This window comes from Streptomyces wedmorensis, assembly GCF_000716445.1.
GTDB classification, from domain to species: Bacteria; Actinomycetota; Actinomycetes; order Streptomycetales; family Streptomycetaceae; genus Streptomyces; species Streptomyces wedmorensis.
The window spans coordinates 12,744-27,811 of sequence record NZ_JNWK01000007.1; the positions used below are offsets into that span (position 1 = coordinate 12,744).

The following is a 15,068-nucleotide window of genomic DNA, read 5'->3' on the forward strand; positions in this document are numbered from 1 at the left end:
CTTACCGTGGCCGCGTGACCGAGCCACCGCAGACAGTCGAGCCGACACCCGGACCGGGCGATCCGGCCGCCGGCGCCCTCGCCACGGACGGCCCCGCCCCCGGGGAACCACCGGCCGCCGGCCCAACGCCGCAGACCCCCGCCGCCGTGCGCCGCCGCGCGAGCCTCGCGGGGGCCGTCGTCTCCGCGCTCCTCGTCATCGCGATCGTCTTCGGCAGCCGGCTGCTCCGCGACTTCGACTCGGCCCTCCTGCCCTACGCCGTCGCGACCGTCTTCCTCGCCTTCGGCGTCGCCTACCGCTACACCGTGTGGGTCTCCGCCCCCGGCGCCCGCCGCCTGTTCAAGCAGGGCCGGCGGTCCTTCTTCTCCGCCGCGAACTTCCGCAAGGCGCCCACCGCCCTGCCGAAGATGATCGCCACCTATCTCGGCTTCCAGAAGTTCCTCGGCGCCCGCTCACACGCCCGCTGGGCGGCCCACCAGCTCGTCTTCTGGGGCTGTCTGCTCGCCGCCGCGATCACCTTCCCCCTCACCTGGGGCTGGTTCACCTTCACCTCGTCGACCGGCTCGGGGCCCGGCTACGAGATGCGGATCTGGGGCTTCAAGGTCCTCGGCTTCGACTCGCTGAGCTTCTTCGGCTGGATCATGTTCCACGGCCTGGACATCGCCGCCGTCCTCGTCATCGCGGGCGCCTCCTACTTCCTCTGGCGCCGCATGAAGGACCGCGGAGCCATCACGGGCCAGCGCTTCGCCTACGACCTGGTGCCCCTCATCTGCCTCGTCGTCATCTCGGTGACCGGGCTCCTGCTGACCTTCTCGTCGATCTTCCTGCACGGCGGCGGCTACGAGTTCCTCGCCGTCCTGCACATGGTCTCCGTCGTCTTCACCCTCATCTACATCCCGTTCGGGAAGTTCTTCCACATCGTGCAGCGGCCCGCCGCCGTCGGCATGCAGCTCTTCAAGTACACCTCCCGCCGCAAGGACGAGGCGGTGCTCGCCTGCCGCCGCTGCCACGAGCCCATCGACACCGCCCCCTACGTCGAGAACCTCCAGGGCACCATGCGCGACCTCGACCTCCGCTTCGACACCTGGGCCGAGTACTGCCCCCGCTGCAAGCGCGTCCTCCGCGGCACCGCCTACCTCGACCACGTGAAGAAAGGCTTCAAGTGACCGCGACCGACCCCGCGAGCACCCCCGGCCGGCCGCTGCCTCTCGACCCCTCACTGGCCCCGCCCGGCACCCGCCAGTTCCGGGACGCCGGCGGAATCCCCGCCGACCGCTGGCACGCGGACCAGAACGGGGAGACCCTCGTCCCGACCCACTGCTGCTTCTGCGGCGTCCAGTGCGGCATGTACCTCCGCGTCGACCGCGGCGGCAAGGTCTTCGGCGTCGAACCCCGCAACCACGACATCAACCGCATGCGGCTCTGCCCCAAGGGCATCAACGCCTATCAGCAGGTCAACCACCCCGACCGGCTCACCGCGCCCCTCATGCGCGGCAACCGCGACGAGGAGTTCCGGGAGGTCAGCTGGGACGAGGCGCTCGACCACACCGTCGCCGAGATCCGCCGCATCCAGGGCGAGTACGGCAACGACGCCTTCGGGCTGCTCGGCGGCGCCAGCCTCTTCTCCGAGAAGACCTACCTCGTCGGCAAGTTCGCCCGCATCGCCCTCAAGTCCCGGCACGTCGACTACAACGGCCGCCTCTGCATGGTCTCCGCCGCCGGAGCCAACAAGCTCGCCTTCGGAATCGACCGCGCCGGCAACCCCTTCTCCGACATCCTCCTCACCGACTGCCTGCTCATCGCGGGCTCCAACGTCGGCGAGTGCTTCCCCGTCATGACCCAGTACCTGTGGGGGGCCCGCGACCGGGGCGCCACCCTCATCGTCGTCGACCCGCGCGAGACCGCCGTCGCCCGCACCGCCGACGTCCACGTCGCCCTCAAGCCCGGCACCGACTCCGCCTTCTTCAACGCCGTCCTGAACGTCGTCATCGCCGAAGGCCTCACCGACGAGGCCTACCTCGCCGCCCACACCACCGGCTGGGACGAGGTGAAGAAGACCGTCGCCGACTACCCGCCCTCCCGCTCGGCCGAGATCTGCGGCGTCCCCGAGGAACAGATCGTCCAGGTCGCCCGCATGTTCGCCGGCGCCGGCAAGGCCATGGCCTGGCACGCCCGCGGCGTCGAACACCACTCCCAGGGCGTCGAGAACTGCCTCACCATCATCAACCTGTGCGTCGCCACCGGGAACATCGGCAAGCCCGGCGCCGGCTACGGCACCATCACCGGCCAGGGCAACGGCCAGGGCGGCCGCGAACACGGCCAGAAGTCCGACCTGCTGCCCGGCGGCCGCTCCATCACGAACCCCGAGCACCGCCGCCAGATCTGCGAGATCTGGGGCATCGACGAAGCGGAACTCCCGCTCGCCGGCACCTCCATGATGGAGATGGTCTGGCAGATGCAGCGCAAGGAGATCCGCGGCCTCGTCGGCATCTGCAACAACCCCTTCGTGTCCCTGCCGAACTACGCCACCGTCAAGGACGGCTACGACACCCTCGAGTTCCACGCCCAGTTCGACTTCTTCCTCTCCGAGACCGCCGCCAACGCGCACGTGGTCTTCCCCGTCACCGTCTGGGCCGAGGACGAGGGGGTCATGGCCAACGCCGAGGCCCGGGTCGTCAAGCACAACAAGGCCCAGGAACCCCCCGCCGGCGTCCGCACCGACACCTGGGTCATGTGCGAACTCGCCCGGCGCCTCGGCGCCGGCGACAAGTTCGACTTCCCCGACTCGCGCGCCGTCTTCGAGGAACTCCGGATCGCCTCCGCCGGAACCGTCAACGACTACTACGGCATCACCTACGAACGCCTGGAGGAGACCGGCGGCATCGCCTGGCCCTGCCCGACCACCGAGCACCCCGGCACCCCCCGCCTCTTCGAGGACGGCCGCACCTACCACCCCGACGGCAAGATCCACATGCAGGTCGTCGAATGGCACCCGCCGATGGACCCGTACAGCGAGGAGTACCCCCTCTCGCTCACCACCGGCCGCACCGTCGCCCACTTCCTCTCCGGCAACCAGACCCGCCGGCTCGGCGCCCTCGTCGAACAGACCCCGCGCCCCTGGGTCGAGGTCCACCCCTCCCATGGCTTCCGCAACGGCGACCCCGTCCGCGTCGTCACCCGCCGCGGCAGCGAGGTCTTCCCCGCCCTCGTCACCGAGGCCATCCGCCCCGACACCGTCTTCGTCCCCTACCACTGGCCCGTCCCCACCGCGGCGAACGCCCTCACCATCGACGCCCTCGACCCCCGCTCCAAGATCCCGGAGTACAAGGTCTGCGCCGCCCGCATCGAGCCCGCCGAACGCGTCGACGAGGTCCCCGCGCCGCCCACCGCCCCCGGACACCAGGCCTACCCGGAGACCCAGGTCTCCCGCCTCGACCCGCTGCCCCCCACCTCACCCCAGGGCCGCGGCACCGCGGAGAGGAGCTGACCCGCACATGATGGGCCGCACGATCTTCATCGACCCGGGCCGCTGCATCGGCTGCCAGGCCTGCGTCTCGGCCTGCCGCGAATGCGACTCCCACCGCGGCAAGTCGATGATCCACCTCGACTACCCCGACGAGGGCCACTCCGTCGCCTCCCTCCCCACCGTCTGCATGCACTGCGAGGACCCCGTCGCCCCCTGCGCCGAGGTCTGCCCCGCCGACGCGATCCTCGTGACCGCCGACGGCGTCGTGCAGCAGGCCGACACCACCCGCTGCATCGGCTGCGCCAACTGCGTCAACGCCTGCCCCTTCGGCGTACCCAAGATCGACCTCCAGGCGAAGCTCCAGATGAAGTGCAACCTCTGCTACGACCGCACCGCCTACGGCCTCGCCCCGATGTGCGCCACCGTCTGCCCCACCGGCGCCCTCTTCTACGGGACCCTCGACGAGCTCCGGGCGGAACGCCCCGGCGTCCAGGTCGCCGACTCCTTCACCTTCGGCAGCACCACCGTCGCCACCGGCGTGGCGATGGTCGTCCCCGCCGACAAGGTCCAGTGGCCGGTACCCGGCGGGCTCCCCGTCGTCGAGATCAATGGAAGGGATGTCCGTTGAGCGTCACCGATCCCCAGCCGCCGGCACCGGACGCCCCTGGCGACGCGGCACAGGAGGCGCTCCGCGACCGGATCGCCGCCGACTCGCTCACCACCCGCCGCGACTACCTGCGGATCGTCGCCACCGTCTCCGGCGGCCTGGCCGTCGGCGGCGTCGCCGTCGCCTCCGGCATCCTGCACCGGCACGGCGACAGCGAAGGCGCCCCCGAGGTCAAGAAGATCGCCGACCGGATCGAGCGGGGGGAGTCGCTCGCCTTCCGCTACCCCGGCGAAGAGGACCGGGCGATCGCCGTCCGCATGGAGGACGGCACCCTCGCCGGCTACTCCGCCGTCTGCACCCACCTCGCCTGCGCCGTGCTGTGGCGCAACGACCGGGGCAGCGAGGGCGAGCTGTACTGCCCCTGCCACGAGGGGATCTTCGACGCCCGTACGGGAGAGGTCACCGCCGGGCCGCCGCCCCGGGGCCTGCCCAAGGTGATCCTCGTCGAGCAGGTCGACGGCAGCGTCTGGGCGATCGGCACGGCCCGCTCCGGCGAGAGCGCGCTGGAGGGCTTCTGCCGCCAGAACGGCGACGACCGACCGGGCTGCCCGGGGTTCGGCGCCGGCGGCCCGGGCCTCAAGGCCACGGAGAGGAGCGAGCGGACATGAGCGAGAGCACGTTCCCCCCCGACCCGGAGGCCCCGCGCCCCTCGACGCCGCCCGCCGGTGGCATGGACCCCGAGCCCCCGCGTCCCCCCGCGTACACGCCGGGCAGCGCGCAGCCGCGGCTGAACCGGCCGGTGCACGAGCGCTATCCGCAGATCCGTCCCACCAGCGGTTACGGCGACCCCCGCATCCGGCACACCGGGCCGGGACCGGGGGCGGGCACGGAGCAGGAGCCCGAGCGCTCCTCGAAGCTCTCCGCCCGTCTCGCCCTGGCGCTCACGGTCGTCATCGGTCAGCTCTGGGGGCTGACGATCGTGGTGGACGAGTGGATGGCGGGCGACACCGGCACCGCCTGGTGGGGCACCGGCTTCCTCGTCCTGTCGTTCCTCGTGGTGCTCGGCCTCTGGGCGATCGACCCGAAGGACCGCTGAACCGGGCACCGTTCGGCCGGGGCTCGCGGAGGCGGAGCTCCTGGGGCCGGAGGTCGTTCGGCCGGGGCTCGCGGGGCCGGAGGACCGCCGAGCCGGAGTTCGCAGATCAGGCGGGTGCGGGGCGGGAGAGCAGGCGTACCCTGAGGATATGAGCACCGCCCCCGCCCACGGACCGCGAGACGCGAAGCGGCCCGGCACCGCATCCAGCGCAGAGAACACCTCGAAGCCGGTACTCGTCTTCGACGATCCGCTGGACCAGCAATCCGCGGACGACACGGACCGCGGGTGGGGCGAGCGGCCTCCCGCAGGCGGCGACAGCGCCGCCGACCTCGCGCGCTTCCTCGACGAGAAGCCGCCGCACCACCTCTGAGAACCGGCTGCCGCGCCGGTCAGGAGGTGGAGTGCGCCCCCGCGCCGCCTGCGGTGCCGCCGCCCGTGACCCCGGAGACCGGCGTCGTGTTGTTCAGGGACGGGCCGCGCTGGGCGACGAGGTGGTCGCGGATCTCCTTGAGCACCTCGAGCTCGCTGATCTCCATGGTCTCCGCGACGCCTTCCTTCGCCTTCTCGTGCGCGGCGCGCTTGGCGAGGATCTTGGCCATCGGCAGGACCATCAGGAAGTAGACGACGGCCGCGGTGATCACGAAGCTCAGCACCGCGCTGAGGACCAGGCCCCACTGGAGCTGGATGCCCTGCATCTCGCCGCCGACCACCACGCAGGGGCTCTTGAGGCAGGACGCGTAGCTCTCCAGGTCCTTGGTGCCGAAGGCGCCGACGACCGGGTTGATGATGCCCTTGACAACCGAGTTCACGATGTTCGTGAACGCGGCACCGATGACGACCGCCACTGCCAGGTCGATCACGTTGCCGCGCATCAGGAAGGCCTTGAAGCCTCCCAGCAGACTTTCCTTCTTCTCGGCCACCGAGGTGCCTTTCGTCGCGTGTGATGCCGCGTGTACCGCTGCGTGCGGAGCCATTAGGCCGTGAACGGCGCAGACGAGTCCAATCCGTACACACGGGACGGTGACTTGACAGGCAGTCAGTACGAATCAGCACAGTGTCACCACCAGTTGGGAGGTGACACCGGCACCTGCCAGCGCGGTCGCCGTCGGTCGTGGCACGGACAGGACGACGAGCGCCCCTCCGTCCGAACGAGTCTCGCCCGGTCGCGGGACTTCGGCCACTCGGGCGCCCGTCGCGACCACCCGGGCCTCGCCCCCTTCGCCGAGGCCCGAGTTGGGTGCGGCGATCACGTCGACGCGGTCGCCGGGCCGCAGCAGCCGCACGGTCGCGGCGTCGGCGATCCGCACCGGGGCGGACACCAGGGGCGGGGCCGCCGACGGTCGCGCCCGTGCGGTCGCGGCGGGCCGTGGCGCCTCCGCACCGGAACCCCGGGCCGGTCCGGAACTCCAGCCCGCGCCGGATCCTCCGCCCGGTGCGGGCCCTCCGCCCGATCCGTATCCGCTCGCGACGGCCAGCGCGGCCGCCGCCAGTGCCAGGAGCAGCGCGGGAGCGGGTCGCCCCCGGCGCAGTGCCCTTCGCAGCCGGTGCCGCGTGCCCCGGACCCGTAGCGGCTCGAAGGGCGGCACCGGACACGGCGCGGGGACGGGGGAGGGGGTGGTGGATGTGGTGGAGGTGGTGGCCATGGGGATGGGGTCCGCCTGTTCAAGTGGGGAGCTTCAAGGGGGGAACTTCAGGTGGGGAACGGTTTGCGCCCCCACTCTCCCGGCCCCGCCGCCACCCCGCTCCGGCCTGTGGATCACCCTGCGGCTGTGGACAACCCCCTCACCCGCGCGAGGGGTTCAGGGCAGCTCGATCCCCAGGTCCCACCCGTCGTGCGCGTGGGTGCACAGGCAGTCGCGGTCCACCGTCGCGGGCAGTGCGCCCACCGCGTCGAACAGCACGTCCCGCAGCCGTCCGACGTTCTCGCCGAACACCCGCAGCACCTCCGTGTGGGAGACGCCCTCGCCGGTCTCGGCGCCCGCGTCGAGGTCGGTGACGAGCGCGAGGGAGGTGTAGCAGAGGCCCAGCTCGCGGGCGAGGACGGCCTCGGGGTGGCCGGTCATGCCGACGACGGACCAGCCGGCGGCGGCGTGCCACCGGGACTCGGCGCGGGTGGAGAAGCGGGGGCCCTCGACCACGACCATGGTGCCGCCGTCGACCGGTTCCCAGCCCCGTCCCCGGGCGGCCTTGACCGCGACCCGCCGCCCGTCGGGGCAGTACGGGTCGGCGAAGGTGACGTGGACGACGCGCGGCACGGCCCCGTCGGCCCGCGGCTCCCCGTCGAAGTAGGTCTGCGCCCGGCTCTTCGTACGGTCGACGAGCTGGTCCGGTACGACGAGGGTGCCGGGGCCGTACTCCTCGCGCAGTCCGCCGACCGCGCAGGGTCCGAGGACCTGCCGTACGCCCACGGAGCGCAGCGCCCAGAGGTTGGCCCGGTAGTTGATGCGGTGGGGCGGGACGGTGTGGCCGCGGCCGTGCCGGGGGAGGAAGGCGACCCGCCGGCCGGCGATCTCGCCGAGGAAGAGGGAGTCGCTGGGGCTGCCGTAGGGGGTGTCGACGGACACCTCGGTGACGTCCTCCAGGAAGGAGTAGAAGCCGGAGCCGCCGATCACGCCGATGTCCGCGTACACGTCATGGTTCGCCATGGCGGTCAGCCTAGGGGCGGTCCCGAGGGGTGAGGGATGTGGTGCGGTCTCCGGATGTGCCGAGGGGCCCCGTCGCGCGTGGCGACGGGGCCCCTCGGGGAAGTGAACTCAGGCGGCCGAGCTTCCGGTGCTCGACGAGGACGTCGAGGAGGCGGAAGAGGACGACGACGTCGACGCGGCCGGCTTGGCGTCCGTCGTCGAGGACGAAGAGGACGAAGACGACGGGGTCGAGGACTTCGACGAGGCCGGCGAGCTGCTGGACGACGAGCCGCGGCTGTCGTTCCGGTAGAAGCCGGAGCCCTTGAAGACGATGCCGACGGCCGAGAACACCTTCTTCAGGCGTCCCCTGCAGCTGGGGCACTCGGTCAGCGCGTCATCGGTGAACTTCTGCACCGCCTCGAGGCCTTCGCCGCACTCGGTGCACTGGTACTGGTAGGTCGGCACTTGACTTCCTCCTGGCACTCACACTCATCGAGTGCTAACGACGATCCATAGTGACGTATTCCGTGGGTTCAGTCCACCGCCACCGGCACGCGGTGACCGATGCCACGCGCGGCGACCCGGCTCGACTCGCGCGGCTTCAGCCGCGAGCGGAGGGCGAGGAGCGTGGCCAGGGCGAGCACCGTGCCCGCCATCGGCACCAGGAAACCGCTGCTCGCGCCGTGTGCGTCGGCGAGGCGGCCGGCGACCGTGACGGCCGCGGCCTGGCCGAGCGCGACGGCGCCGGTGAGCCAGGTGAAGGCCTCGGTACGGGCGGAGGCCGGGATCAGGGTCTCGACGATGGTGTAGCCGGTGATGAGGGCCGGGGCGATGCACAGGCCCACGACCAGGCCCAGGGCGCCGAGGAGCAGCACCGAGTGCGCGGTCCACAGCAGGGACGCGGCGACGGTGAGGCCGGCGTAGCCGAGGATCAGGCGGCGGCGGGGGCCGGTCTTCCAGGCGACGGCGCCCATGGCGATGCCCGCGAGCATGTTGCCGGCGGCGAAGATCCCGTACAGCAGGCCGTTGGCACCGGGGTTGCCGATCTCCTCGGTGAAGGCGGTGAGGGAGACCTGCATGCCGCCGAAGACGGAACCGATGCCGAGGAAGGCGACGATCAGGACCCGGACGCCGGGGATGGAGAGGGCGGAGCGGTGCGGCTCGGCGGAGACGGCCGCGGAGACGCCGTACGCGGGCTGGGTGGCGCGCTGGGCGGCGAAGAACAGGCCGCCGACGAGGGTGAGGGCGGCCTCGGCGATCAGGCCGGCGGCCGGGTGGATGCCGGTGCACAGGGCGGTGGCGAGGACGGGGCCGACGACGAAGGTGAACTCGTCCGTGACGGACTCGAAGGCCGCGGCCGTCGGCATCAGCGGGGTGCCGTCGAGCTTGGCGGCCCAGCGGGCCCTGACCATCGGGCCGACCTGGGGCACGGAGGCGCCGGCGGGCACGGCGGCCAGGAACAGCGCCCAGAGCGGGGCGCCGGCCAGGGCGAGGGCCACGAGCAGGGAGACCGAGGCGGTGTGGACGAGGACGCCGGGGACCAGGACGGCGCGCTGGCCGAAGCGGTCGGCGAGCTTGCCGCTCTGCGGCGCGAAGAGCGCCATGGAGACGCCGGTCACGGCGGCGACCGCGCCGGCGCTGCCGAAGGATCCGGTGGTGTGCTGGACGAGCAGGACGATGCCGATGGTCAGCATCGCGAAGGGCTGCCGTGCGGCGAAGCCGGGGAGCAGGAAGGACAGCGCACCGGGAGTGCGCAGGAGCTGCCCGTAGCCGGGCCGCTTGTCCGAGATGACCGTGGACGCCACGGTCCTGGCCTTTCTGCCGCCTGGTAGCGCGCCCCCGCACGGTGGTGCGGGTGTCGCCGAGAGCTGTCCTCATGCGCGTTACTGCGGTAGATACCGGGCCGGCCCCACTGCGGAGGGGCGCCACGGCCGCCATACGGTCGCGCCAGCTCTGCGTCAGGCAGAGTTGGTTCGATCAGGTGTGCCTTCATGGTACAGGGAGGAGCGTCTTCCCGCCTGGGAAAACGCTCCCGCACCTGAATTAATGCCTGGGATTAACCGGGGGTACCGGGGGATTTCCCCTGTGGTCGGTGGAATCGCGTCGCCGTGCCCGCCGGGGTGCCGATCGCCGTCGCGCCGCCCGTGCCGAGCCAGCCGGCGAGTTTGCCGCCCTGGCCGACGGCCCGCAGGCGCCGCTCGGTGGCGTCCCGCACCGGGTCGGTGGTGACGACGAGGAGCTCGTCGTGGCGCCGCAGGACGGTCGCGGGTCCGGGGACGAAGCTCGCCCCGTCCCGTACGACGAGGGTGACGGCGGCTCCGGCCGGAAGGCGCAGTTCGGCGACCTCGACGCCGTGCATCCGGGAGTGCTTCGGGATGGCGACGGAGAGCAGGTGGCCGCGGAGCCGCTCCAGGGGCGCGGACTCGACGCCGAGGTCGGCGGCCTCCGAGGAGTCGCCGAGCTTCAGGGCCTTCGCGAGCCAGGGCAGCGTCGGGCCCTGGACGAGGGTGTAGACGACGACGAGGACGAAGACGATGTTGAAGATCCGCTCGCTGCCCTCGATCTGCGACACCATCGGGATGGTGGCGAGGATGATGGGGACGGCTCCGCGCAGGCCGGCCCAGGACATGAGGGCCTGCTCCTGCCAGGGGATGCGGAACGGCAGCAGGCTGACCAGGACTTCCATGGGCCGCGCGACCACCGTCAGGACCAGGCCGATGACGACGGCGGGCCAGAAGTCGTGGATGAGCTCGTGCGGGGTGACGAGCAGGCCGAGCAGGACGAACATGCCGATCTGGGCGATCCAGCCGAGGCCCTCGGCGAAGCCGCGGTTCGCGGGCGCGTGGGGGAGCTTGGCGTTGCCGAGGACCATGGCGGCCAGGTAGACGGCGAGGAAGCCGGAGCCGTGGGCCAGGGCGCCCGCCGCGTAGGCGACGACGGCGATGGCCATGACGGCGATCGGGTAGAGGCCGGAGGCGGGCAGGGCCACGTGGCGCAGGCCGAAGGAGCCGAGGAAGCCGACGGTCAGGCCGACGGCGACGCCGATGGCGAGTTCCAGGGCGATCGTGCCGACGAGCACGTACCAGTGGTCGACCGGTCCCGCGGTGGAGAAGGCGACGACGAGGATGACGACGGGGGCGTCGTTGAAGCCGGACTCGGCTTCCAGGACGCCGGTGACCCGTGAGGGCAGCGGCACCTTGCGCAGCACGGAGAAGACGGCGGCGGCGTCGGTGGAGGAGACGACGGCGCCGATGATCAGTGCCTGCCGCCAGTCGAGGCCGACGAGGTAGTGCGCGCCGGCGGCGGTGATGCCGACGCTGACGGCGACGCCGACGGTGGAGAGGACGACCGCGGCGGGCAGGGCCGGCTTGATCTCCTTCCACTTCGTGCCGAGGCCACCCTCGGCGAGGATCACGACGAGGGCCGCGTAGCCGATCACCTGGGTCAGCTCGGCGTTGTCGAAGGCGACGTTGCCGATGCCGTCCTGTCCTATGGCGACGCCGATGCCGAGGTAGAGCAGGAGGCTGGGGAGGCCGCTGCGGGACGAGATCCGGACGGCCGCCACCGCGATCAGCAACACGAGCGAGCAGATGAGCAGGAGTTCGTTGAGCTGGTGGACAGTCAGTGGCCGTTCCTTCCCCTCGCGTGCAGCTGGATCGTTCCTCCAGCGGACGACACTTCGTTACCTTACCTAATCTTTAACGTTTTCTTGACGCCCTCTTTGCGCCTCCTCGTTCATCTGTACGGTTCTCTTCCTGACACCGCGTCCGGGCCCCCCGGACGCTGCGCCTAAGGTTGCTCCCGTACTCCAGGACCACCCTGCCCCTCGAAGGACAGCGATGCCCTCCAACACGACCGCGCCCCCCGCCAAGAAGAAAGGGCGGCGTGCCCGCCTGCTCCTCCTCGTCCTGGTCCTCGCACTGGTCGCGGGCATCGGGTTCGGCGGCTACTGGGGCGTCAGCACCGTCCGGGCCTCGTTCCCGCAGACCACCGGCGAGATCCGGCTCGACAAGCTCTCCGGCGAGGTCGAGGTCAAGCGCGACGCGAACGGCGTCCCGCAGATCTACGCGGACAACGAGACGGACCTCTTCCGCGCCCAGGGCTACGTCCAGGCGCAGGACCGGTTCTACGAGATGGACGTCCGCCGGCACGTGACCGCGGGCCGGCTCTCCGAGATGTTCGGCGAGAGCCAGGTCGACACCGACGCCTTCCTGCGCACGCTGGGCTGGCGCCGGGTCGCGCAGCAGGAGTACGACGAGGTCCTGTCGCCGGAGACGAAGAAGTACCTCCAGGCGTACGCGGAAGGCGTCAACGCCTATCTGAAGGACCGCGAGAAGCCCGCGGACATCTCGGTCGAGTACGCGGCCCTGGCCCTGACCAACGACTACGTGATCGAGCCGTGGACCCCGGTCGACTCGGTGGCCTGGCTCAAGGCGATGGCCTGGGACCTGCGCGGCAACATGCAGGACGAGATCGACCGCTCCCTGCTGACCAGCCGGCTGAGCGCGAGCGAGATCAAGCAGCTGTACCCGGAGTACCCGTACGCGCTCCACCAGCCGATCGTCGGCCAGGGCGCCGTCGACGACTCCACCGGGAAGTTCGACCCGAAGGCCGAGGCCGGCGAGGCCGACGGCGCGACCACCGGCGAGACCCCGGGCACGGGCCCCGGCGGCTCCGGCTCCGGTACGCAGTCCCAGCTCGGGGCGCTCTCCGAGGTCCTCGACAGCGTCCCCGCCCTGCTCGGCCCGAACGGCAACGGCATCGGCTCGAACTCCTGGGTCGTCTCCGGGGACCTGACGACCTCCGGCAAGCCGCTGCTCGCCAACGACCCGCACCTCGCGCCCCAGCTGCCGTCCCTCTGGTACCAGATGGGCCTGCACTGCCGCTCGGTCTCGGCGACCTGCCGCTACGACGTCTCGGGCTACACCTTCTCCGGCATGCCCGGTGTGATCATCGGACACAACGACAAGATTGCCTGGGGTCTCACCAACCTCGGCGCCGACGTCACCGACCTCTACCTGGAGAAGATCGGCCCCGACGGCTACCTCGTCGACGGCAAGGTCAAGCCCTTCACCACCCGCGAGGAGACCATCAAGGTCGCCGGCGGCGACGACCGCAAGATCACCGTCCGCTCCACCGAACACGGCCCGCTCGTCTCCGACCGCTCCACCGAACTGGAGACGGTCGGCCAGACCGCCCCCGTCGGCAACTCCGCCCCCGACCGCGGCACCGGCTACGGCGTCTCCCTCCAGTGGACCGCCCTCCAGCCCGGCAGGTCCATGGACGCGATCTTCGCGATCGACCGCGCCAAGGACTTCGACGCCTTCCGGGACGCCGCGAAGAACTTCGAGGTCCCCTCCCAGAACCTGATCTACGCCGACACCGACGGCCACATCGGCTACCAGTCGCCCGGCAAGATCCCGCGCCGCGGCAAGGGCGACGGCACCATCCCGGCGCCGGGCTGGGACTCCTCGTACCGGTGGAAGGGCTACATCCCCTTCGACCAGCTGCCCTACGAGTACGACCCGAAGCGCGGCTACATCGTCACCGCCAACCAGGCCGTCATCGACCAGAAGACCTACCCCGACCTGCTCACCAAGGACTGGGGCTACGGCTCGCGCAGCCAGCGGATCAACGACCTCATCGAGTCGAAGACCAAGGACGGCGGCAAGATCTCGCCGGACGACATGCGGACCATGCAGACCGACAACCGCAGCGAGATCGCGACCCTGCTCAACCCGCTGCTGCTGAAGATCGACATCTCCGACCCGTACGTCCGCGAGGCGCAGAAGCTCCTCGAAGGCTGGGACTACACCCAGGAGCCCGACTCGGCCGCCGCCGCCTACTTCAACGCGGTCTGGCGCAACGTCCTCAAGCTCGCCTTCGGGAACAAGCTGCCCAAGGAGCTGCGCGCCGAGGGCGACTGCATCAACGTCCGCCCGGTCGACGCCACCGGCCCGGTCGACGAGCAGAACAAGCTCGTCCGCGAGTGCGGCGAGCGCGACCCCGACTCGGCGCAGCCGGACGGCGGCGACCGCTGGTACGAGGTGGTCCGCCCGCTCCTCAAGAAGGAGAAGAGCGACTGGTGGGTCACCCCGGGCAACCGCACCGACCAGGCCACCGAGACCCGTGACCAGCTGCTCGCCCGGGCCATGAAGGACGCCCGCTGGGAGCTGACCGCCAAGCTCGGCAAGGACGTCACCACCTGGAGCTGGGGCCGGCTGCACCAGCTGACCCTGCAGAACCAGACCCTCGGCACCGCCGGACCCGGCGTCGTGCAGCAGCTCCTCAACCGCGGCCCGTGGAACCTGGGCGGCGGCGAGGCGGCGGTCGACGCCACCGGCTGGAACGCGGCCGGCGGCTACGAGGTGATCTGGGTGCCGTCGATGCGGATGGTGGTCAACGTCGGCGACTGGGACAAGTCCCGGTGGATCAACCTGACCGGCGCCTCCGGTCACGCCTTCCACTCGAACTACACCGACCAGACGGACGCCTGGGCCAGGGGCGAGCTCCTCGACTGGGCCTACGGCGGTGCGGCGGTCGACGCGGCGACGAAGGACAGGCTGGTCCTCAAGCCCTGATCAGGGCCTGAAGCGGGTGACCCCGGCCGGGGTCACCACCGCGTGGACGGGGTGGTCGTGCGGTTCCTCCGGGACCCGGGCGACCACCTCGTTCGCGTACAGGAGGACCACCAGGGCGGGGTCCTTGCCCGCCCTTGCCAGCCGCGCGAGAACCCGGTCGTACGAGCCGCCGCCCCGCCCGAGCCGCATCCCGCGCGCATCGACCGCGAGGCCCGGCAGCAGGACGGCGTCGGCGGCGCACACGGCCTCGGGGCCGAGTCGGGGCCCGGTCGGCTCCAGGAGGCCGCGGCCGGCCTTGGCCAACGCCTCCCGCCCCTCGTACGCCGCCCAGTCCAGATCGTTGTCCGGGAGCAGGACGGGCAGCAGGACCCGGACCCCGCGCGAGTGGAGCGCGTCGAGCAGCGCGCGCGTGCCCGGCTCGCGGCCCACCGACACGTACGCGGCGACGGTGGACGCCTCCGCGAGTTCGGCCAGTTCCACACCCCGGCGAGCGAGGGATTCGGTCGCGTCCGCAAGGGAATCGGTGCTCAGAGCGGCCCGCTCGGCCAGAAGTCGACTGCGCAGCAGGGTCTTTTCGGACATCTCAGGTGTCATGACGGCCTCATGTGAATGCATGAACTTCTCGTAACTGTCTTTATGTGGAGGAAGTTAACCGAAGCCACATCTTCCTCTCATTCCGAACGACTAAAGTGCA

General features: G+C 71.3%; 14 protein-coding genes. 7 read left to right on the top strand and 7 right to left on the bottom strand.

The genetic code is table 11. The features are described from left to right. Positions 1-146: 146 nt before the first annotated feature. From OO54_RS07760 to OO54_RS07785, 6 genes are all read left to right on the top strand, one after another. Positions 147-1,166: a protein translocase subunit SecD/SecF gene (locus OO54_RS07760; protein ID WP_033202246.1), complete on the top strand. Its 1,020-nt coding sequence runs from the start codon at positions 147-149 to the stop codon at positions 1,164-1,166. Continuing rightward, positions 1,163-3,487 (top strand): molybdopterin oxidoreductase family protein, encoded by a 2,325-nt coding sequence (locus OO54_RS07765; protein ID WP_033202108.1) that lies wholly within the window; start codon positions 1,163-1,165, stop codon positions 3,485-3,487. The genes OO54_RS07760 and OO54_RS07765 overlap by 4 nt, the downstream gene beginning before the upstream one ends. Positions 3,488-3,494: 7 nt before the next feature. Then, positions 3,495-4,094: a 4Fe-4S dicluster domain-containing protein gene (locus OO54_RS07770; protein WP_033202109.1), complete on the top strand. Its 600-nt coding sequence runs from the start codon at positions 3,495-3,497 to the stop codon at positions 4,092-4,094. Continuing rightward, a complete protein-coding gene (locus OO54_RS07775; protein WP_033202110.1) occupies positions 4,091-4,741 on the top strand; it encodes a QcrA and Rieske domain-containing protein in 651 nt (216 codons plus the stop codon). The genes OO54_RS07770 and OO54_RS07775 overlap by 4 nt, the downstream gene beginning before the upstream one ends. Then, complete coding sequence (locus tag OO54_RS07780) at positions 4,738-5,169, top strand: hypothetical protein (protein ID WP_033202111.1); 432 nt, start codon at positions 4,738-4,740, stop codon at positions 5,167-5,169. Before OO54_RS07775 ends, OO54_RS07780 begins: the two co-directional genes overlap by 4 nt. Positions 5,170-5,317: 148 nt before the next feature. After that, positions 5,318-5,539 carry a hypothetical protein gene (locus tag OO54_RS07785; RefSeq protein WP_033202112.1) on the top strand — a complete coding sequence of 74 codons (222 nt, stop codon included), beginning with the start codon at positions 5,318-5,320 and terminating at the stop codon, positions 5,537-5,539. A 19-nt stretch (positions 5,540-5,558) separates the two neighbouring features. On the opposite strand, the gene mscL is transcribed toward OO54_RS07785, so the two are convergent. The 6 genes from mscL to OO54_RS07815 all read right to left on the bottom strand — a co-directional run bounded on the left by mscL (position 5,559) and on the right by OO54_RS07815 (position 11,373). Next, entirely contained in the window at positions 5,559-6,089 is a 531-nt protein-coding gene (gene mscL, locus OO54_RS07790) for a large conductance mechanosensitive channel protein MscL (RefSeq protein WP_051786777.1), read from the bottom strand. A 126-nt stretch (positions 6,090-6,215) separates the two neighbouring features. Continuing rightward, positions 6,216-6,812 (bottom strand): hypothetical protein, encoded by a 597-nt coding sequence (locus OO54_RS47205; RefSeq protein WP_234439626.1) that lies wholly within the window; start codon positions 6,810-6,812, stop codon positions 6,216-6,218. Between the two features lie 156 nt (positions 6,813-6,968). Continuing rightward, positions 6,969-7,814: an S-methyl-5'-thioadenosine phosphorylase gene (locus tag OO54_RS07800; protein ID WP_017241087.1), complete on the bottom strand. Its 846-nt coding sequence runs from the start codon at positions 7,812-7,814 to the stop codon at positions 6,969-6,971. A gap of 108 nt (positions 7,815-7,922) precedes the next feature. After that, on the bottom strand, positions 7,923-8,258 hold the full coding sequence (locus OO54_RS43360; RefSeq protein ID WP_078905091.1) for an FmdB family zinc ribbon protein: 336 nt from the start codon (positions 8,256-8,258) through the stop codon (positions 7,923-7,925). 68 nt (positions 8,259-8,326) lie between these two features. Then, entirely contained in the window at positions 8,327-9,598 is a 1,272-nt protein-coding gene (locus tag OO54_RS07810; RefSeq protein ID WP_033202113.1) for an MFS transporter, read from the bottom strand. A gap of 251 nt (positions 9,599-9,849) precedes the next feature. Next, positions 9,850-11,373 (bottom strand): potassium/proton antiporter, encoded by a 1,524-nt coding sequence (locus OO54_RS07815; RefSeq protein ID WP_033202114.1) that lies wholly within the window; start codon positions 11,371-11,373, stop codon positions 9,850-9,852. 259 nt (positions 11,374-11,632) lie between these two features. On the opposite strand from OO54_RS07815, the gene OO54_RS07820 reads away from it, so the two are divergent. Further along, entirely contained in the window at positions 11,633-14,374 is a 2,742-nt protein-coding gene (locus OO54_RS07820) for a penicillin acylase family protein (protein ID WP_033202115.1), read from the top strand. Here the strand turns inward: OO54_RS07820 and OO54_RS07825 are convergent, their stop codons facing one another. After that, complete coding sequence (locus OO54_RS07825; RefSeq protein WP_033202116.1) at positions 14,375-14,968, bottom strand: 5-formyltetrahydrofolate cyclo-ligase; 594 nt, start codon at positions 14,966-14,968, stop codon at positions 14,375-14,377. Positions 14,969-15,068 lie beyond the last annotated feature (100 nt).